A 19,226-nucleotide genomic window follows, 5' to 3' on the forward strand; every position below is an offset into this window, starting at 1 on the left:
TTTGAGGTCAAAAAAAATGAGTAAGAAAAACAGTCAAACCCCACCCCAAAGGCAAAAAATGCACGTTAAAAAAGGGGATGTCGTTCAAGTAATCGCCGGTTCCGATAAGGGCAAAGTGGGCGAAATTTTACGCGCTTTACCCCAAGAAAGTACCGTGGTGGTCAAGGGAGTTAATATCCGCACCAAACATACTAAACCCCAACAGGAAGGAGAATCGGGTCAAATCCTTACCTACGAAGCACCGATTCACAGTTCCAAAGTAATGCTTTATTCCGAGAAGAAAAAAATCGCCAGTCGGGTGGGTTATACCTTTACCGAAGACGGTCGGAAAGTGCGGATACTGAAGAAAACTGGCGAAATTATTGATTAGTTTCCCATCAATTCTAGTTCCTGACCAAGCCCAGGAAAAGCAAGCAGCAAAACTATGAGCCAAAAACTAAAAACCACCTATCAAGAAACCATTGTTCCTAAACTGAAAGAACAATTTGGTTATACCAATATCCACCAAGTACCTAAAGTTATCAAAATTACTGTTAACCGCGGTCTTGGGGAAGCTTCACAAAACGCCAAAGCTTTGGAGTCTTCCAAGGAGGAACTGTCCACCATCACCGGACAACAACCGGTAGTGACCAGGGCCAAAAAAGCGATCGCTGGCTTCAAAATTCGCGAAGGAATGCCCGTGGGTGTCATGGTGACATTGCGCGGCGATCGAATGTACGCTTTTTTAGACCGTCTCATTAATCTGGCCTTACCACGCATTCGCGACTTTCGCGGTATCAGCGGTAACAGTTTTGATGGTCGTGGTAACTACAGTTTAGGCATTCGTGAACAGTTGATCTTCCCCGAAATTGAATACGACAAAATCGATCAAATTCGTGGGATGGACATCTCAATCATCACCACCGCTAAAACCGACGAAGAAGGACGCGCCCTCCTCAAAGAGATGGGAATGCCCTTTAGATAAATCAATCAAGAGAAAAGTAAACAGTGACCGGTAAATAAGTGAACAGTGAACAGCAAACAGTAAACAGTGAACAGCAAACAGTAAACAGTGATTCAGTGAAAAGACAGCAGGAAACTGCTATTTAATACTACTCACTTAATACTCAAATCTGATAACTGATAACTGATAACTGATAACTGATAACTGACCACTGATGTTGATCCCAATTTAGGAGAAAAACAGGTAATTCATGTCTGCTAACGATACCATCTCGGATATGCTGACCCGCATCCGTAACGCTTGCGCGGTTCGGCAGACCACTACTCAAATTCCCACCACGCGGATGACGCGCAGTATTGCTCAAGTTCTCAAAGACGAAGGCTTTATTGCTGACTTTGAGGAAGTGGGTGAGGGGATTAAATCTCAATTAGTTCTTTCCCTCAAATATAAAGGCAAAAACCGTCAACCGATCATTACTACCCTCACCAGAGTCAGTAAACCGGGCCTGCGAGTTTATTCCAACAGTAAAGACTTACCTCGCGTCCTCGGTGGCATTGGCATCGCCATTGTTTCCACCTCTAAAGGCATTATGACCGATCGCGAAGCGCGTAAACAAAACGTTGGCGGCGAAGTCCTTTGCTACATCTGGTAAACAAGGATAAGCTATCAGCCGTCAGCCTTTCCCAGTTTAAACCCGATAGCTGACCCACTGATAACTCTTCCCTGATAACTGATAACTGATAACTGATAACTGTTATGTCTCGTATTGGCAAACGCCCGATTCCTATTCCCAATAAAGTCACCGTCGATATCGATGGTGCTACCGTGACGGTGAAAGGACCCAAAGGAACTCTCCAGAGAACCCTACCCACCGCCGTCGCCATCAATAAAGATGGCGAAACTCTGCTCGTTACCCGTCAAGACGATTCCCGTACCGCCAGAGAACGCCACGGACTCTGTAGAACTCTAGTAGCCAACATGGTGGAAGGAGTCGCTACCGGCTTTCAAAAACGCCTCGATATCCAAGGGGTGGGCTACCGCGCCCAGGCGCAGGGTAGTAAATTAGTTCTTAACGTCGGTTACAGTAAACCCGTGGAGATGGAGATGCCCGATGGTGTTTCCGTCGCCGTAGAAAACAACACCCAAGTTATCGTCAGTGGCATCGACAAAGAAGCCGTCGGTAACATTGCCGCTAAAATCCGCGAAGTTCGTCCCCCCGAACCTTATAAAGGAAAAGGGATTCGCTATCTTGGTGAAGTTGTCCGTCGCAAAGTTGGTAAAGCTGGCGGTAAAGGCGCTAAAGGCGGTAAAGGAGGTAAAAAATAAACCATGAAACTTAGTCGCAAAGAATCAGTCCGTCGTCGTCACCAGCGTGTGCGTCGCAAAATTAATGGCACTGCTGAACGGCCGCGTTTATCCGTATTTCGTTCTAATAACCACATCTACGCCCAAATTATCGACGACGTGGCCCAACACACCCTCGCTGCCGCTTCTACCCTAGAGGCAACCTTGCGCGGGGAATTGGAATCCACCGCTACCCAAGAAGCTTCGGCTGCCGTGGGTAAACTGGTGGCCCAACGGGCCCTAGACAAAGGCATTGAACAAGTGGTTTTTGATCGCGGTGGCAATCTCTATCACGGTCGCGTCAAAGCCTTAGCAGAAGCGGCTCGGTCAGCCGGCTTAAACTTCTAAAATATCCTTTCAACACTGATAAAACTATGGCAAAACGTCGCAAAGGCAACCGCGAAAAAGAAAAAGAAACCACTTGGCAAGAGCGGGTCATCCAGATCCGCCGGGTTAGTAAAGTGGTTAAGGGTGGTAAAAAACTCAGCTTCCGGGCCATCGTCGTGGTCGGTAATGAAAACGGCCAGGTGGGAGTGGGAGTCGGCAAAGCAGGGGACGTTATCGGGGCCGTCCGTAAAGGCGTGGCCGATGGCAAAAAACAACTAATTGAAGTCTCCTTAACTAAGGCTAGTTCTATCACTCACCTTACCCGGGGGGCTTCCGGTGGCGCTCAAGTGATTATGCGTCCGGCTGCTCCGGGGACTGGGGTTATTGCCGGGGGTGCTGTCCGTACCGTTTTAGAATTAGCCGGGGTGAAAAATATCCTCGCTAAACAACTCGGTAGCGATAACCCCCTCAATAACGCTAGAGCCGCCGTTAACGCCCTGGAAACTCTCCGCACTTTCTCGGAAGTGGCCAAGGATCGAGGCGTATCTGTAGAACATTTGTACACCTAAAGAAATCACCATGAAACTCCACGAAATCGCCCCCCAACCGGGGTCAACTAAACGTCGTCGTCGTGTGGGACGGGGTATCTCGGCCGGCCAGGGCGCTAGCTGCGGTCTGGGAATGCGCGGACAAAAATCTCGCTCCGGGACGGGGACTCGTCCCGGTTTTGAGGGGGGACAAATGCCCCTCTATCGTCGGGTTCCCAAATTAAAGCATTTTCCTTTGGTTAACCCCCGTCAATACACGATCGTTAATCTGAAAAAATTAGCTTCTTTACCCGCTAATACGGAAGTTACCCTGGAAAGTCTCCTAAAAGCTAAAATTCTCACCAGCAACGACGGCCCTTTAAAAGTTTTGGGTGATGGTGAAATTACCGTTCCCCTCAAGGTGAAGGCCGCTGCTTTTAGCAATAGTGCTAAAGAGAAAATTACCGCCGCTCAAGGTACTTGGGAAGAAATTTAACGGAGGCAGGAGACTCCGAGACAGGAGGCAGGAGACAGGAGGCAGGAGACAGGAGGCAGGAGACAGGAGGCAGGAGGCAGGAGACAGGAGACAGGAGGCAGGAGACTCCGAGACAGGAGATTATTTTTATTTATCCTTCCCATCCCCCCACACCCCACACCCCACACCCTACACCCTGCCCCTAGGAAAAACTTTTTCAGCAGACGCTACCTAAATACCAAGCTTCTCCTTCTTCAATAGCAATACAGAAGTAAATTTGGGATTTGATAGCAGATTTTTCCAGACAATTGCTTAATTCCTGTCGAAATTCTCGAAAACATCGATTATCCAGATCGCCAACCACAATCAGCACAGCAGCATAATTATCAGGGTAACTAGAAAAAGTTTTATCATATCCTTGAATCAGTTTAGGTAGTCGCTCAAGAAGAATCCGTTTGCTAGGATCGGAAACAGACTGTAAGTCTCTGGGAATATGACCACTGCCTTTATAGGAATGAACCCTAAATGTATGACCTGCATTCATGTCAATAATCTTAGGAATTAGAATATCAAGTGCTTTTTTCCCGACAAATCCTCAAGCAAAATTTCAAAGTGCATGACCTTATCTCTCATCTAAGTAATCACTATACCAAAGACTACCAAGGGGCAATCCTTCTGAGACGAGATTCTTAATTAAAGGATTGTCACTGGCCCGTTTAATCCGAGAAAAACCATCATCACCCTTTTCCAGAATCCAAACTTCTTCTGGCTGGAGAGCATCAACAAAATAAGGTTGATGAGTGGTGATAAAAATTTGAGAACGTCCTCTCTGTCCTGTGGCGTGTTTTCTAAATTCTTGAGCCAAGGTTTCTAATAGTTTATGGTATAAGCCGTTTTCTGGCTCTTCAATACAGATAAATGGCGGTGGAGAAGGGTCTTCTAACAGTAAGAGATAGGCGAATACTTTTAAAGTACCATCGGACATTTGCTGTACATAAAATGGGTCTTGGAATCCCCGATCATTAAATTTTAATAGTAGTCGATTATCGGGACTTTTTTCGGTGCTAATTTTTTCTATACCCGGTATCTTACGAGAAATACTATTAAGTATATTCTGAAATTTCTTGGAATGCTCTCTTTCCATAAACTGCACCACATTACCGAGATTATCTCCATGGATATTCAGATGTTTCTGGGGTCCTGCTAGGGGCAAACTTCTGGCCGCATCGGGAGTAAAATAGCTGAGATACCATCCCTCAATAAATCTCCGAAATAGGTAAATTCTCGGATGCTGTTTGAGAGAACCTAAAGTAGCAATTCCTAGTTTGCGCTTATCATTCAGTTCCACTAACTCGGTTTCCTTGCTTTCCTCATCAGCTTCCTGTTGAATTTTTTCTATTAACTTAAGTAAATCAAAATGGTCTTGACCTTCTTCTACTTGTTTCCCTTCTTCTTCTCCTTTCCAGACGATTCCTTTCCCTTCATCGAGGATTAAAAATGAAAAAGGCCATCCGGTCTTTTGACCTTTTCTTCTCTGTCTGAGTCTTTCTTTTTTTACATAAGGTCTATTATCGGTATCTAGATCAATAGCTAATTCATAGGTAATTGGTCGGGAATTGTAATCTTCTTTATAGTAAATCTGAAATTCAATGCTTCCTTCCTGACCCTGGGAACGAAGACGCTCAAACCCGCCCCGACCTCGCACATCACAAGCTTCTTCTACTCCTCCTTTAAGACAATCAGATAAAAAACCGAACGCATCAAAAAGTGTGCTTTTTCCCACACCATTTTTGCCGATAACGGCCGTCATCGGTGTCAGAGAATCTCGATTTTGAGTATTCCATAACTTGCCCAGGGTTATATCCTTGAGCGCTCGATAATTTTTAATCCTCAATCCCTCAATTCCGGCCATTATTTAGTCCCGTTTCTCATTACTAAAGTAATCTGAGCAATTTCTCCCCGGAGAATATATATAGCGTTTCCCAATCTCATGAGGTACAACAAAATCTTAACTCCTGACTCCTGACTCCTGACTCCTCAAAACCTAAGACTCTGTACCTCACAACTATGGGAATTGCTATAGTATAGACTGATTCTAGAGCGGTTATTAATAGAGTTCTTGCCTGATTAATTTTTGAGAGTTCAAAAATGAGAAAAATAGGCATAAAATTGCATAAAATCCTTAGATAGAGCATTTAATTGATTAATGCTCATTCTTAATTCTCCTGACTACTGACTACTGGCTACTGACTCCTCAGATAGAGCATTTAATTGATTAATGCTCATTCTTAATTCTCCTGACTACTGACTACTGGCTACTGACTCCTCACCTAAGGTCAGATTTTTGATTTTTACAAGAGGTCTAATTACTGACCCGATTCGATCGCTCCTTCGGCCTCATGGACAATTGCCCTCAATCGATCTAAAGTTTTCTGGTCCACCTGGGTCCATAATCCCCGTTGTTGAGCTTCTAATAATCTTTCGGCCATATCTCGCAATGCCCAGGGGTTTTTCTCCTGAATAAATTGTTGTACCTTGTGGTCAAATAAATAAGCTTCGGCTACTCCCTGATAGATAAAATCCTCCACCAGATGAGTAGTGGCAGAGTAGGCAAAAATATAATCTACGGTCGCAGCCATCTCGAAAGCGCCTTTATAGCCGTGTCGCATCACTCCCGCTATCCATTTGGGGTTCACTACTCGCGAACGATATACCCGGCGAATTTCTTCCTCTAGGCTTCTGATGCGGGGATTTTCCGGTCGGGAATGATCACCAAAATAGGTGACGGGATTTTTGCCGGTTAAAGCCCGGACACTGGCAGTTAAGCCGCCTTGGAATTGATAGTAGTCATCGGAGTCGAAAATATCGTGTTCCCGATTGTCCTGATTGTGCAGCACTATCTCTAATTCTTGCAGTCTATTTCTCAATACTTCTGGTAAAGAATGGGCAGTTCCTTGACTATCATAGGCATAACAACTCCAGTTAATATAAGCATTAGCTAAGTCTTGATCATTTTGCCAGTTTTGTGACTCGATTAACCCCTGTAAACCGGCCCCGTAAGCACCCGGTTTGCAGCCAAAGATTCTGGCAGTAGCTCTCAGTTTCGCCTCTTTTTCTCCTAAGCCCTGACTTAGCCAAAACTCCCTCTCTGTCTTCACTTTCGCCGCTAAAGGATTAATTTTTTCTTCTTCCTCTTGACAAGCTACCGCATTTATGCAAGAATTAAGAAGATGTAGTATGCTGGGGAAACTGTCCCTAAAAAAGCCGGATACCCGAACAGTAACATCAATGCGAGGACGGCCTAAGCTAGACGGGGTAAGGATTTCAAACCCGACCACCCGACGGAAAAAACCATCCCAAAGGGGACGAATTCCCAGTAAAGCCATGGCTTCGGCCACATCTTCGCCACTATTTCTCATCGTCGAGGTTCCCCAGATAGAAATCGCCAAAGTGCGGGGATATTCGCCATTTTCTTGGGTATAACGTTCAATTAGTGCCTCTGCGGCCTTTCTTCCCACTTCCCACGCGGTTTCTGTGGGGATTGCGCGGGTATCGACAGAATAGAAATTTCTGCCGGTGGGGAGAACATCGGGACGGCCGCGGGTGGGAGCGCCGGAAGCACCACTGGGGACGTATTGGCCAGTGAGACCTTTTAAGAGATAGGTAAGTTCATCGGGGGTTTGTTTTAAAGCAGGAATTAACTGATTTTCTAGCCAAACCAATTCTTTTGCCGTATTTTCGCCTACAGGTTCAATTTTCTGGCTAATTAAATCCTGAGCGAGACTTTCCAGATAGGTAGTAGTATCGTTATATTCCGTCAGGGGGTCGCAGTCGAGATGGAGGTCAAGGGCGATCGAACGGGTTAAACCGGGGCGGTCGGGACTAGGAGAACGAGCGATCGATTGGATTAAATCAATTAACTGCTGACCCTGGGGACATTGACCGAAGATATGTAAACCGTCGCGGATTTGTGCTTCCTTGAGTTCACAGAGATAACCATCCACGAGGGTGAGAAATTGACTAAAGGAAGCGCTGGTCGCAACGCGCTCGCTACGCGAGATCGTACCTAGCTCTCGATCGAGATTAGTTTTCGCCACCAGATCGTTAATCCGCTCGCGAATCAGAGCTAAACGAGAAGGATCAAGAGATTCTGCCTGATAATATTCATCGATGAGAGACTCTAACTTTTCCCAATCCCCATACAATTCCGCTCGCGTCATTGGGGGAGTGAGATGGTCGATGATAACAGCTTGGGAACGTCTTTTAGCGCTGGAACCTTCCCCGGGGTCATTGACAATAAAAGGATAGAAATTCGGCAGCGACGAGAAAGCAATTTCGGGATAACAATGGGGAGAAAGAGCGAGACTTTTCCCTGGTAGCCATTCTAAATTGCCGTGTTTACCGAGATTAATCACAGCAGTGACTTGGAATTCCTGTCGTAACCAATGGTAAAAAGCGAGATAGCTGTGGGTAGGTTCCAGGTCGGGGGAATGATAATTAAGAGTCGGGTCAAGGTCGTAACCGCGAGAAGGTTGAATACCGATAAAGACATTACCTAACTGGATGCCGGGGATAGGAAAATCCCTGTCCGGATGTCCCCAACGGTCAAGCAGAGCGCTTTGATTATCGGGGGGAAGGGAGGAGAAATAATCTAGATATGCTTCTAGGGAGAGAGATTGATAGATAGGTTTTAATTCCCTTGTCTCCAGGTCATTAGTGATACCGGAAATCAGCAATCGCATTAATTCGTCGCTATGGTCGGGGAGGTCGGTGAGGGTATAACCTTGGGTTTGTAGTGCGCGAAGAATTTCCAGACCACTAGCGGGAGTATCTAAACCGACTCCGTTAGCGATACGACCATCCTTATTGGGATAGTTGGGGAAAATGAGAGCAATTTTTTTCTGGGAGTTGGGAAGGGAGGAGAGTTGACAATAGTTTGCGGTTAAATCAGCGACAAAATCAACCCGGTGGGGGAGGGGTTGATAGATAACTATTTCCGTTTCTAGTTTGGGATGTCGGGTGAGGACAGATTTAAAGGAAATAGCGCGGGTGATAATTTTGCCATCCATTTCCGGTAAAGCGATATTCATGGCCACATCCCGGGGGGAAAGACCTTGATAACCCTGTTGATAAGCTTCTAAACTGCTGCTGCTGAGGATAACTTGGAAGATGGGTTTATTGAGAGACTGCCAGAAGTGATGATTTTGTTTGTCTTCCGGTCGTTGGATAGAGAAGCTAGTGGTATCGAGAATTAAGTCTGGGGGATGGTGGGAAAAGAGGGTTAATAGTTCCTCTTGCACTTCGATTTCCCGCAGAGAGGAGAGAAAGATAGGGACAGTTTCCATATTTCTTTGGGTGAAAGCGCTGATTAAAGCATCGATAGCTTTGGTATTACCCGCGAGATAATGGGAACGATAGAAAAGTATCCAAGTCCGTGCTTGGGGTTGGGATAGGGTTATCTGGGAATAGATTCCCCACCTAGGGACAACCCTAGGAGGAGAGGGAGGATAGTCGAGATGGAGACAGGTATGCGCGATAAATTTAGCAGCATTAATCCAGTTATCTATCCCTGCTTCCGTGAAATAGCACCATAACTGGTTAACAGTAGTCAGGGAAGCAGTGGAATGACTCATCAACTCTAAATCCGGTTTATCCTCTCCCGGGAGGACAAATAAAGTCGCACCGGTTTCCTCGACAATTTCCTTAACTACTTCCAACCCGTAGGACCAACTCCCCCGTCCCCCCAATAAGCGAAGAATAATCACTCTTGCTTGGGATAGTACCTTGTCCCCATAGTTATCGATACTGTATTGCTGCTGTAACTGCGATAAATTCAGGGCGCGAATTGCGGGAAAATTATCCGGTAGATGGTCGATAGCTGCCGCTAGAGTTTGAATATCGGTATCAGCCATGGTGAGGAGAACAATCGGGGCCGGATTTTGGTCAATAATAATCACCCCTTCGGTATCTGCTGTCCAACCACCCGCTTGGGGAGCAATTCGGTGCATAAGTTTTGAGAGTCAGGTTAAATAATGATTAGGTTTTGAGAATTAGGGTCTCGATCGAGGGATCATTCTTAGGTAGATAGAGATGATTATATCTGTCTGCGGCAATTTAAAGAACAGGCAATAGGGATTAGGGAATAGTAGGGGATAGGGATTAAGAAAACTTCACTAAAAACCAAACCCCAGTCCCCTTACTGATGACTGGGAAGTGGGAAGTGGGAAGTGGGAAGTGGGAAGTGGGGAAGTGGGGGAAGTGGGAAGTGGGAAGTGGGGAAGTGGGAAGTGGGGAAGTGGGGAAGTGGGGGAATTTCAACTAAAACCCTATCACCCTATCACCCTATCACCCTATCTCCTCCTGCCTCCTGCCTCCTGCCTTCTGATAACTGATAACTGATAACTGATCACTGATAACTGATAACTGATAAATGAATGCTGCTCCCGCTTATGTTTGCTGTCAAGTGTTGTCATCTACTCACCTCGAACAAATTCGTTCTTGGTGGGGACAGTTGGCAATACAGTTGACAGCACCGAGGATTAGTCTAAGTGAAAGAGATCTTCCCCCACAGACAGGAGAAATCTATCAACTCTTGCTTTCCACTGACCTACAAGCTTTATTGTTAGCCAGTCCTCAAGGGAATAATTTTCAGTACGAAGTCCGCATTAGTTTTGAAGCGAACACGATTAAAAATTTTCTGCAAGGACTGGCTGTCAAGTCTCTCCACAACCCAAAAATTCAGCAGGGTTATCAAATTTTAAATCTGCCTCTATCCATTAATGTCAGCAGTTTTCAAAATCAAATTTTAGTCAAAATTCTCTCGATAATTTCTTCTCCGTCTGCTGATAGAGATTGTTCCCGCATCTTCTCCGTTTGTCAACCGGTAGAAGCTGCCCTATCCCAACAAATCCAACAGGAAAGATTATTAAACCAAGTCATCACCCAAATGCGTCAGAGTCTGGAGTTACCGGTGATTCTGGAAACCGTAGTCAGGGAAGTGCGGGATTTTCTGCAAGTGGACCGATTGTTAATTTATCAATTTTTCCCCAGTACCGGTGAGGTAAAGGGAAAAATAACTTCCGAGTCGCGCATTTCTGACCAGATAAATTCGGTGTTAAATTTAACCCCCGAAGACGATTGTTTTTCCTATATTCCCCAATACAAAGAAAAGTATCGTCAAGGATTAATTCTGGCTGTGGATGATGTGGATGCTAACTATTCTTCTTCCTTCTGTTTGTCGGAATTTTTGCGACAACACCAAGTGCAATCAAAATTAATCGCCCCGATTGTGGTACAAGAAGAATTGTGGGGTTTATTAATTGCCCATCAATGTCAAGAAAAACGCCAATGGTTGCCGCAAGAAAAGAAATTTTTAGGTCAGATTGGTGAACATCTCGCCATCGCTATCTATCAAGCGCAATTATATTCTCAAGTACAGGAACAAAAAGATATTTTTGAACGCCGGGTAATAGAAAGAACCCAAGAATTACAAGATACTTTAATGGCCGCAGAAGCCGCTAACCTCTGCAAAAGTGAATTTTTAAATAATATTAGTCATGAGTTATTAACTCCCCTAACTTGTATTATCGGTTTGTCCAGTACCCTGCAAAAATGCTCGGCAGCCAATAATTTTTTACCCCCCGACAAACAAAAACACTATCTAAAAGTTATTCAGGATAACGGCAATAAACTATTAGAATTAATCAATGACTTGCTTAATTTCTCGCAAGTTTCGGCGGGGAAAGCTGTTTTAGATATTAAACAATTTTCGCTAAAATATCTCTGTAATCATGTTTTAGAAATTATTAAAACAGAGGCAGAAACTAAAGAAATTAATCTGATTTTAGAAATGAGAATCACCGAAAAAGAGCATTATTTTTACGCCGATTATGATCGAGTTCAGCAGATACTTTTATACTTGTTAAAAAATGCCCTGAAATTTACCCCCGAACAGGGTGCTGTCACGCTGAGACTGTGGAAAGAAGGCAGTCAGGTCATTTTTCAGGTAGAGGACACGGGCATCGGCATTCCTGCTCAAAAAATACCGCTTCTGTTTGAAAAATTTACCCAATTGGATGGCTCCCGCAAACGTCGTTATGGTGGTGTAGGATTAGGATTGGCTTTAACTAAACAATTAGTGGAACTCCATCGCGGCACGATCGAGGTAGAATCTTGCTTAGATAAAGGTTCCATCTTTACCGTCCGTTTACCTCAACAAAAGCCCCCCAAACCCCAACCCTCGGATCATAATCCCCATTTTAATCACCACCATCCCACTATAGTTTTGATTGAAAGTGACGAAGAAATCGCCAATCTTATTTGTGAGTTATTGATGGTGGCACATTATCAAGTTATTTGGTTAATCGATAGTGTCTCCGCTATCAAAAAAATTGAGATCGTGCAGCCAAGTATTATAATTGTCGATCAAAAAATGCCAGATATATATCATCTCTGTCATCTTTTAAAAAAATCCCGCCAAACTCAAGCCAGTAAAGTGCTAATCTTGAATGATACCCCTGAAATCAGCGTTAATTTTCTCGGTCGTCATGGCATTGACGACTATCTCCTCAAACCCATTCAACCCTCCCTATTGTTGGAAAAAATCCGCTATCTAACCGCTTTATAAGTAGGGTTTGCGGCAAAAAGTTTTTCGGTGGGGGTAGGGGTGCATCTCATTTTCATCTGGTCAATTTTTTCTTTTTTCCCCAGAAAATAGAGCTTGAAAACTAACTATTAAATAGCTAATTTTCAAGCTCTTAATTGTAGGAATCCTAGAGCTAAATTAGGATTCACTCTCGATATAGATAAATAACAAACCCATAACCACGGCTGGCATTAACCAACAGACGATCGGGATTAAAATCCAAGGCAGATAAGAAGCTGCGTAGTCACCAGTCATGTCAAACGCTCCTAGTAAAAAAATAAGGAAATGATAATCAGGTAGAAAAAGGGTTAATTATTGATTAAAAACCCCGCGCATGATGCCATCAACGACACCAAGATTTTCTAGGAGGAAATAGGCCACAAAAGCACCACCCATACCACCAATAAAGAAACCGGCGGCGAATTGACTCCAACCCTCGGACGATTTCAGAGGATCACCAGTAGCGGCCTTACCTTGGAAAGAGACAAGACCATAACTAGCTAAACAACCCGTAGCCAAGAGAACCATGGCTAAAGCGGGGATTAAGCCGCCGATATTGGCATATTCGGAGTCTCTCAAGGGGCCCAGGACAACCCAGGGACCACCGAGGAAATAACCGTGGGCCATACCCACTTCTAGACCGCGCAGAATCGGGGCTAGACCGGGACGATAGGCAGGTAAGTTACCAATAAAAGCTTTGGTAAAACCAGAAGCGGAAATGGGGGTAGCTAGATGACCAATGAACGGATCATCATTGTAGGGTGTCACCACCTGTTTGTATCCAGTTTCAGCCATTGTGTTTGAGTTCTCCTTTTTCCGATCAACAGGAAAATTGATCATAAAACTTTAAGATTACACTTTAGGCCGAAGAATTACTTCAAGCAACCCCATCGATCGAGTTTTCAAGGGTTGACGGCTGAAACTCTCACAATTCGTTACATTTCTCTCAGGAGACGGGGGAGTGGGGAGCCTGGTTTCAGTAAACAGTAATCAGTGAACTGATAACTGCTCACTGATAACTGCTCACTGATTAAGGGATAATCAACACTGGACAGGGGGCAAGGTTAATAACTTTGGTGGTGACGCTTTCGGAGACACCTTCGCTGGTTAATCCTAAACCGCGACAACCCATAACGATCAGGTCGGCATTAACTTCATCGGCCACATCACAGATGACAAAAGAAGGCATTCCCTCCCTTTCAATCATTTCCGCCTTGATGCCAGCTTGAGCGAAAATCGCTTGCGCCGATTGTAACAATCTATCCACCGCTTCGATCGAACTCATCTTATCGTCGGGGGCAATTTCTCCGGTGGGTGTCGTTTCCACCACCGACAACAGCACCAAACGACTGTCAAAGATTTTGACTAATTCGATCACACTACTGGTCGCGTCACGACTTTCGCGGCTGTGGTCGATGGGAAATAAAATCGTCTCAAACATAATTAGCAAGTCTCTCCAATCAAATTTTTCTGGGAAAATCAGTCTTAGAACTGCAAAACTGATCCCCAAATCTGAAATAATCTTTGTCAAAGTAATTGCCGCAAGTAGCGATACCCTGATTTAATCTTTATTGTACGGTAAGCAATCTAGGAGGTTATGGGCTGTGCCAAAAAAAACAGTAGCGAATTTGACAGAAGCTGATTTAGCGGGCAAACGGGTCTTAGTCCGGGTCGATTTTAACGTTCCCATGGACAAAGCCACCGGGAAAATCAGCGATGATACCCGCATTCGGGCGGCACTACCAACCATTGAGGATTTAATCAAAAAAGGGGCTAAGGTTATTTTATGCAGCCACATGGGTCGTCCCGACGGTCAAGTTAAAGAAAATTTGCGTCTGACCCCTGTAGCTAAACGTCTCTCGGAATTATTGGGCCAAGAAGTAATCATGTGTCCCGATTGTATTGGTGAGGGAGTGACGGCAGCGATTAGCCAAATGTCTAACGGTCAAGTGGCCCTTTTAGAAAATCTGCGTTTCCACGGTGAAGAGGAGGCAAATGATCCCGATTTTGCCAAAAAATTAGCCGCTAATGCCGATTTATACGTTAATGATGCTTTTGGTACCGCCCACCGCGCCCACGCTTCCACGGAAGGCGTTACCCACTATCTCAGCCCCTCGGTGGCGGGTTATTTGATTGAAAAAGAGTTAAACTACCTACAAGCAGCTATTGAAACTCCCCAACGTCCCCTAGCGGCGATTATCGGCGGTTCTAAGGTTTCTAGTAAAATTGGCGTGATCGAAACTTTATTAGAAAAGTGCGATAAACTGCTCATCGGTGGCGGTATGATCTTTACTTTCTACAAGGCCCGCGGTTTAAGTGTTGGTAAGTCTTTGGTGGAAGAAGACAAACTGGAATTAGCCAAATCCCTGGAAGCGAAAGCTAAAGAAAAAGGGGTGGAATTCCTCCTTCCTACCGATGTGGTGTTAGCGGATAAATTCGATAAAGATGCCGAGTCCCAAATCGTCAAGGTCGAAAATATTCCCGATGGTTGGATGGGATTGGATATTGGACCTGAATCAGTTAAAGTTTTCCAAAAAGCTTTATCTAACTGTAAATCTGTCCTCTGGAATGGCCCCATGGGGGTGTTCGAGTTCGATAAATTTGCGGCGGGTACAGATGCGATCGCTCACACTTTAGCCGATTTAACCGCTACGGGTACAACTACTATTATCGGTGGTGGTGACTCGGTAGCGGCGGTGGAAAAAGTGGGAGTGGCGGAAAAAATGAGCCATATTTCCACCGGTGGTGGCGCTAGTTTGGAATTACTCGAAGGTAAGGTTTTACCCGGTATTGCCGCTCTCGATGAAGCCTAATTATCGCTAATATCTCAGGTTTAAACAAGGTGGGTGTTGCCCCACCTTTTTTTATGAATTAGGCAGTGGGTTTTTAAAGTTGGATTGGGAGTTAATCATACAAATACTTTTGCGGCAAAAATAGTTGAGTCATTAGGATACTTCAATTGCGGTAAAATCCACCCGCTGATATAAATCTGTCAGGGATATTTGAAAATCTAGAGAAAACAAAGTTAAAATCGCTTCTTGATCGTGATAATCCCGGAATGCCCAATGATCGCCTCTTTTATGAAACTGTTCTATATAATAACCATATTGGTCGATTAAAATATATTCTTCAAAACTATTAAGAGAGCGATAAAATTTAAACTTATCACCCCGATTATAGTCTTGAGTAGATTTTGATAAAACCTCGATAATAACCTGTGGATTGGTAATCGTATCGGTGCGTCCTCTTTCAAGAATTGGTTCTCCCTTAACGATCATAATATCGGGATAGGTGTACATATTATAGGCGGGTATGGCCAAGCGTAGATCGTTGATAAATATATCATAGGCTTGATTCTGGATAGTTAAGGGAAATTTTCTACAGAAATTCAAGGCAATGCGATTATGGTTAGGAGTTCCCCCAGTCATAATAATAATTTCTCCATCTCGATACTCGTGTCTGTCGGTGGCAGTTTCCTCTAGTTGAAAGTATTCTGCGACTGTGTAGCGTTTCTCAGTGGTTGCGACCATATTGCCCCCTTGAAAGCAAAGCTCTGTCTTTATGATAACCTGTTTTCCAAAAAGCTACAATTATCGGTTTTAATCAGGTGCTGACTGCTGTATAAATATCGAGAGACCTTGTTAACAAGGTCTCTCCAAAGTGGGTGGGATTATTGTTGCTAATTTGCTAGTCTGGTTGGGATAATTTGAGGATAGCGCCGGTGACTTTCATGCTTTCTTGATAAAGCACGTCCTGGCCCCAACGCTGTAACTGTTTACCTAGAAGAGTTTCTGTTTTTTGGTCTTCCAGATGGGACACTTGTTCAACGCGGCAAGATTGGGCCCCTCCCGAAGCTTCCATCCGCATACAGCCGGTAGTTCCCGAACAAATTACCGTACAACAATCAGCCTGAAGATTAGTAGAACTGAGTTTAATACTAATCAGATCCCCTTGTACCTCACCCCAATCGGCCACGGGAACACCGGCTAATTCTGCCTCAATTAAACGCTGGTCCTGACCGAGGAAGCTAATCCGATGAATAGCGTAATCTCCCGACCGGTGACTATATCCCACCGGTCGCCATTGTAACCGGCTGGCCATCCAACCGAGGAACATAAAAGCTTGGCAAGGATTGCCCTTTTCGTAATCAATAGTGATGCGATCGACTTCCAGAATAGCATCCCGGCGCTCCGGTGGATCAAAAGCCTCGGCGGTTAGTTCTTGCCAAGGGGCGAGACGACTCCAGTTCAGGTCAGCTAATGGTACATCTGTTGCTAATAAATCCCCCACTTGCAGCAGTTCCGTTTCCGGTTCCCGAAAAGTGCTGGAATCGACGATAATCGTATCACATTGACTGGCCAGACGCTTAAATAGTCCATATTCCGCATCCGGACTGGCTTTCCACCAGAGAAATTTGGGCAAACTGGGAATAGTTAACTCGGAAATAATGCCGCCAATTCGTTCCAAAGCTTCCGCCGTACCGCTTAAAGTAACGTATTCACAGCAAACTAAAGTGTTCTGACTACGTTTGTTGACGGGACAATAGGCAGAAACGGAGGCTTTTACCCCTTCATCGGCCTCGGCGGTGGGACAGAGGGTAATAATGCGACAGGGATTGGAAGCAGCGATCGCATCTGCGACCCCAATCGCATCCAAATCGGCGGCGTATTGACGATGATTAGCCCCATCCTCGGCGTTTTTTTCCGCTTCCCAGGCCGCCCTTAACCGAGCGACAAATTCATCGCTAGAAAGCCCAGTTACTTCTAGTTCTAGGTCCTTCTGGGCGACTTTGATGGCGGCGTGAGTCCGGGGACCGGCAATACCATCAATCGGGCCGGTGTAATAGCCGAGAAGGGTTAACAATTCCTGTACTGCGTCGGGTTCATAGACAATAAAGCTAAAGGTGGTGGCCCGGGTGGCGGCCATACCATCCTCATTATCATTATAGGATTGCCAGATATCGCGCAGTTCCTGCTCGATCACATCGATGGAAACATCTTTCGGTGCTTGCAGGGAGACAATGGGGGGGCTTTGGGGGGTCATGTCAGTTATCAGTTATCAGTTATCAGTTATCAGTTATCAGTTATCAGTTATCAGTTATCAGATGTGAGTTTTTAGTTTACTGCTCACTGATTACTGGTCACTGTTCACTGTTTTAGAGTCGTCGCCAACGACGGCCATCGCGGTTAAGGAGAAATTCCGCTTCTGTGGGTTCCCAGGTACCCGCTTCGTATTGGGGTACGGAGGCGGGATCGGCGGGAGCGTCCCAAGCGGCGAGAGCAGGAGTAACGATGCGCCATGCTTCTTCTACCTCGTCAGAACGGGTAAATAGGGTTTGATCTCCTAGCATAGCGTCTAAAAGTAGGCGATTATAGGCATCAGCGCTGGCAACACCGAAGGAGGAACCATAACTAAAGTCCATTTCTACCGTGCGTGTGCGTAATTCTGACCCCGGCATTTTCGCCTCAAAACGCAGGGCAATACCTTCGTTAGGCTGAATTCGCAGACTCAGTACATTTGCATTAGTTTGTTGGGCTGCCGATTGGAAGATTAATAACGGCACATGGCGGAATTGGATGGCAATCTCGGAAACTTTTTTCGGCAGACGTTTACCCGTACGCAGATAAAAGGGGACCCCCTGCCAACGCCAGTTATCGACGATTAATTTCATGGCCACGTAGGTGGGAGTGGTCGATTCCGGATTAACCCCCGGTTCTTCCCGATAGCCCGGAATGGGTTTTCCTTTCATCCAACCGGCTTTATACTGGCCGCGGATGGCGGATTTTTCTAGGTTATTAATATCGGCCAGGTGAGTCGCTTGCAGGACTTTGACTTTTTCGCCGCGGACACTATCAGCGTTAATAGCGTTGGGCGCTTCCATGGCCGTTAAGCAGAATAACTGCATCAGGTGATTTTGCACCATATCCCGCAAAGCTCCCGATTTTTCGTAATATCCGGCCCGCTCCTCCACTCCCACGGTTTCGGCCACGGTAATCTGGACGTGATCGATAAATTGACGATTCCAGAGGGGTTCAAAGATAGCGTTAGCAAATCGGAACACCAGCAAGTTTTGGACGGTTTCCTTGCCTAAATAGTGGTCAATGCGATAAACTTGGTTCTCCTGACAAACCTCTTGTACGACTCGATTGAGAACTTGGGCAGAACTGAGGTCTTTGCCAAAGGGTTTTTCGATCACTAACCGGTGTTTAATTGGGTCTTTCAGCATTCCAGCCGCGCCAAGGTTTTTAAGACCGGGAGGGAAGAAATTAGGAGAAACCGCTAGATAAAAGACTCGATTGCCACGGGTTCCCCGGATTCCGTCTAATTCTTCCAGAAAGACTTTCATTTTGGCGTAACTTTCCGGATCGTCCATGTTGCCGGGGAAATAGTACAACCCTTGGGCGAAGTCTTGCCAATATTCCTCACTGCCAATCCCGTCGGAAAATTCTTCGATGCCTTGGCGCATCTGTTGGCGAAAATAATCATGACTCCACTCTCGGCGCGCTGTACCGACGATGGTTAATTCGGCCGGTAGTCGTCTTTCCCGTTTCAGTTGATAGAGAGCAGGAACCAGTTTTCTTTGGGTTAAGTCTCCCGATGCCCCAAAAATGACTAAAATTAGGGGTTCTGGGGTTCTTTCTTGTCGCAATCCCACTCGGAGAGGATTTTCGAGCAGCTTTACCATAGGATTTTGTCTAGCCGAGGTGCATTATTTTCCAGTCTAGCGAAAATACTCGACGGGATACCTAAATTGACGCTCCCATCGCACTAAGCGCTTCGGGATTCCCTGTTCATCCAGTTACCTTATCTACTAAGCTTTCACTTAATATAGCGTTTCCCAATCTCATGAGGTACACCAAAATCTTAACTCCTGAATCCCGAATCCTGACTCCTGAATCCCGAATCCTGACTCCTGACTCCTGACTCCTCAAAACCTAAGACTCTGTACCTCACAACTATGGGAAT

Annotated in this window: 17 protein-coding genes and 1 pseudogene; 9 read left to right on the forward strand and 9 right to left on the reverse strand. The window is 45.4% G+C overall.

The window, feature by feature from the left end; all coding sequences use genetic code 11:
* Positions 1-16: 16 nt before the first annotated feature.
* The 7 genes from rplX (at position 17) to rplO (ending at position 3,637) form a co-directional block, all read left to right on the forward strand.
* Positions 17-370 carry a 50S ribosomal protein L24 gene (gene rplX / locus O9295_RS10490; RefSeq protein WP_002757582.1) on the forward strand — a complete coding sequence of 118 codons (354 nt, stop codon included), beginning with the start codon at positions 17-19 and terminating at the stop codon, positions 368-370.
* Between the two features lie 54 nt (positions 371-424).
* Entirely contained in the window at positions 425-964 is a 540-nt protein-coding gene (gene rplE / locus O9295_RS10495; RefSeq protein WP_002801925.1) for a 50S ribosomal protein L5, read from the forward strand.
* A 229-nt stretch (positions 965-1,193) separates the two neighbouring features.
* Complete coding sequence (gene rpsH / locus O9295_RS10500) at positions 1,194-1,595, forward strand: 30S ribosomal protein S8 (RefSeq protein WP_002734721.1); 402 nt, start codon at positions 1,194-1,196, stop codon at positions 1,593-1,595.
* A gap of 104 nt (positions 1,596-1,699) precedes the next feature.
* A complete protein-coding gene (gene rplF, locus O9295_RS10505) occupies positions 1,700-2,269 on the forward strand; it encodes a 50S ribosomal protein L6 (RefSeq protein WP_069475528.1) in 570 nt (189 codons plus the stop codon).
* Between the two features lie 3 nt (positions 2,270-2,272).
* Positions 2,273-2,635, forward strand: a complete 363-nt coding sequence (rplR, locus tag O9295_RS10510; RefSeq protein WP_002753900.1) for a 50S ribosomal protein L18 — start codon at positions 2,273-2,275, stop codon at positions 2,633-2,635.
* A gap of 26 nt (positions 2,636-2,661) precedes the next feature.
* On the forward strand, positions 2,662-3,183 hold the full coding sequence (gene rpsE / locus O9295_RS10515) for a 30S ribosomal protein S5 (protein WP_002746611.1): 522 nt from the start codon (positions 2,662-2,664) through the stop codon (positions 3,181-3,183).
* A 10-nt stretch (positions 3,184-3,193) separates the two neighbouring features.
* Positions 3,194-3,637 (forward strand): 50S ribosomal protein L15, encoded by a 444-nt coding sequence (rplO, locus tag O9295_RS10520; RefSeq protein WP_079206322.1) that lies wholly within the window; start codon positions 3,194-3,196, stop codon positions 3,635-3,637.
* A 202-nt stretch (positions 3,638-3,839) separates the two neighbouring features.
* Here the strand turns inward: rplO and O9295_RS10525 are convergent.
* The 3 genes and pseudogenes from O9295_RS10525 to cobN all read right to left on the reverse strand — a co-directional run.
* A pseudogene (locus O9295_RS10525) lies at positions 3,840-4,234 on the reverse strand (hypothetical protein); the annotation flags it as partial.
* A gap of 4 nt (positions 4,235-4,238) precedes the next feature.
* Positions 4,239-5,528 carry an AAA family ATPase gene (locus tag O9295_RS10530; RefSeq protein ID WP_288032896.1) on the reverse strand — a complete coding sequence of 430 codons (1,290 nt, stop codon included), beginning with the start codon at positions 5,526-5,528 and terminating at the stop codon, positions 4,239-4,241.
* Positions 5,529-5,982: 454 nt separating this feature from the next.
* Positions 5,983-9,624 (reverse strand): cobaltochelatase subunit CobN, encoded by a 3,642-nt coding sequence (gene cobN / locus O9295_RS10535; RefSeq protein WP_288032897.1) that lies wholly within the window; start codon positions 9,622-9,624, stop codon positions 5,983-5,985.
* 422 nt (positions 9,625-10,046) lie between these two features.
* Between cobN and O9295_RS10540 the strand changes: the two genes are divergently transcribed.
* On the forward strand, positions 10,047-12,242 hold the full coding sequence (locus O9295_RS10540) for an ATP-binding protein (RefSeq protein ID WP_288032898.1): 2,196 nt from the start codon (positions 10,047-10,049) through the stop codon (positions 12,240-12,242).
* A 156-nt stretch (positions 12,243-12,398) separates the two neighbouring features.
* Here the strand turns inward: O9295_RS10540 and O9295_RS10545 are convergent, their stop codons facing one another.
* From O9295_RS10545 to O9295_RS10555, 3 genes are all read right to left on the reverse strand, one after another.
* Positions 12,399-12,515 (reverse strand): photosystem I reaction center subunit VIII, encoded by a 117-nt coding sequence (locus O9295_RS10545; RefSeq protein ID WP_004162778.1) that lies wholly within the window; start codon positions 12,513-12,515, stop codon positions 12,399-12,401.
* A 57-nt stretch (positions 12,516-12,572) separates the two neighbouring features.
* Entirely contained in the window at positions 12,573-13,055 is a 483-nt protein-coding gene (locus O9295_RS10550) for a photosystem I reaction center protein subunit XI (protein WP_061432019.1), read from the reverse strand.
* Positions 13,056-13,290: 235 nt separating this feature from the next.
* Positions 13,291-13,701 (reverse strand): universal stress protein, encoded by a 411-nt coding sequence (locus O9295_RS10555; protein ID WP_147071600.1) that lies wholly within the window; start codon positions 13,699-13,701, stop codon positions 13,291-13,293.
* Between the two features lie 163 nt (positions 13,702-13,864).
* On the opposite strand from O9295_RS10555, the gene O9295_RS10560 reads away from it, so the two are divergent.
* A complete protein-coding gene (locus O9295_RS10560) occupies positions 13,865-15,073 on the forward strand; it encodes a phosphoglycerate kinase (protein WP_288032899.1) in 1,209 nt (402 codons plus the stop codon).
* Positions 15,074-15,205: 132 nt separating this feature from the next.
* On the opposite strand, the gene O9295_RS10565 is transcribed toward O9295_RS10560, so the two are convergent.
* The 3 genes from O9295_RS10565 to zwf form a co-directional block, all read right to left on the reverse strand.
* Complete coding sequence (locus tag O9295_RS10565; RefSeq protein WP_147071604.1) at positions 15,206-15,790, reverse strand: Uma2 family endonuclease; 585 nt, start codon at positions 15,788-15,790, stop codon at positions 15,206-15,208.
* 157 nt (positions 15,791-15,947) lie between these two features.
* Complete coding sequence (gene opcA / locus O9295_RS10570) at positions 15,948-17,303, reverse strand: glucose-6-phosphate dehydrogenase assembly protein OpcA (protein WP_288032900.1); 1,356 nt, start codon at positions 17,301-17,303, stop codon at positions 15,948-15,950.
* 112 nt (positions 17,304-17,415) lie between these two features.
* Positions 17,416-18,945 carry a glucose-6-phosphate dehydrogenase gene (gene zwf, locus O9295_RS10575; protein WP_147071608.1) on the reverse strand — a complete coding sequence of 510 codons (1,530 nt, stop codon included), beginning with the start codon at positions 18,943-18,945 and terminating at the stop codon, positions 17,416-17,418.
* Positions 18,946-19,226: the final 281 nt, after the last annotated feature.

Origin of the sequence: Microcystis sp. LE18-22.4A (genome assembly GCF_027531105.1) — a bacterium.
Taxonomy (GTDB): Bacteria; Cyanobacteriota; Cyanobacteriia; order Cyanobacteriales; family Microcystaceae; genus Microcystis; species Microcystis aeruginosa.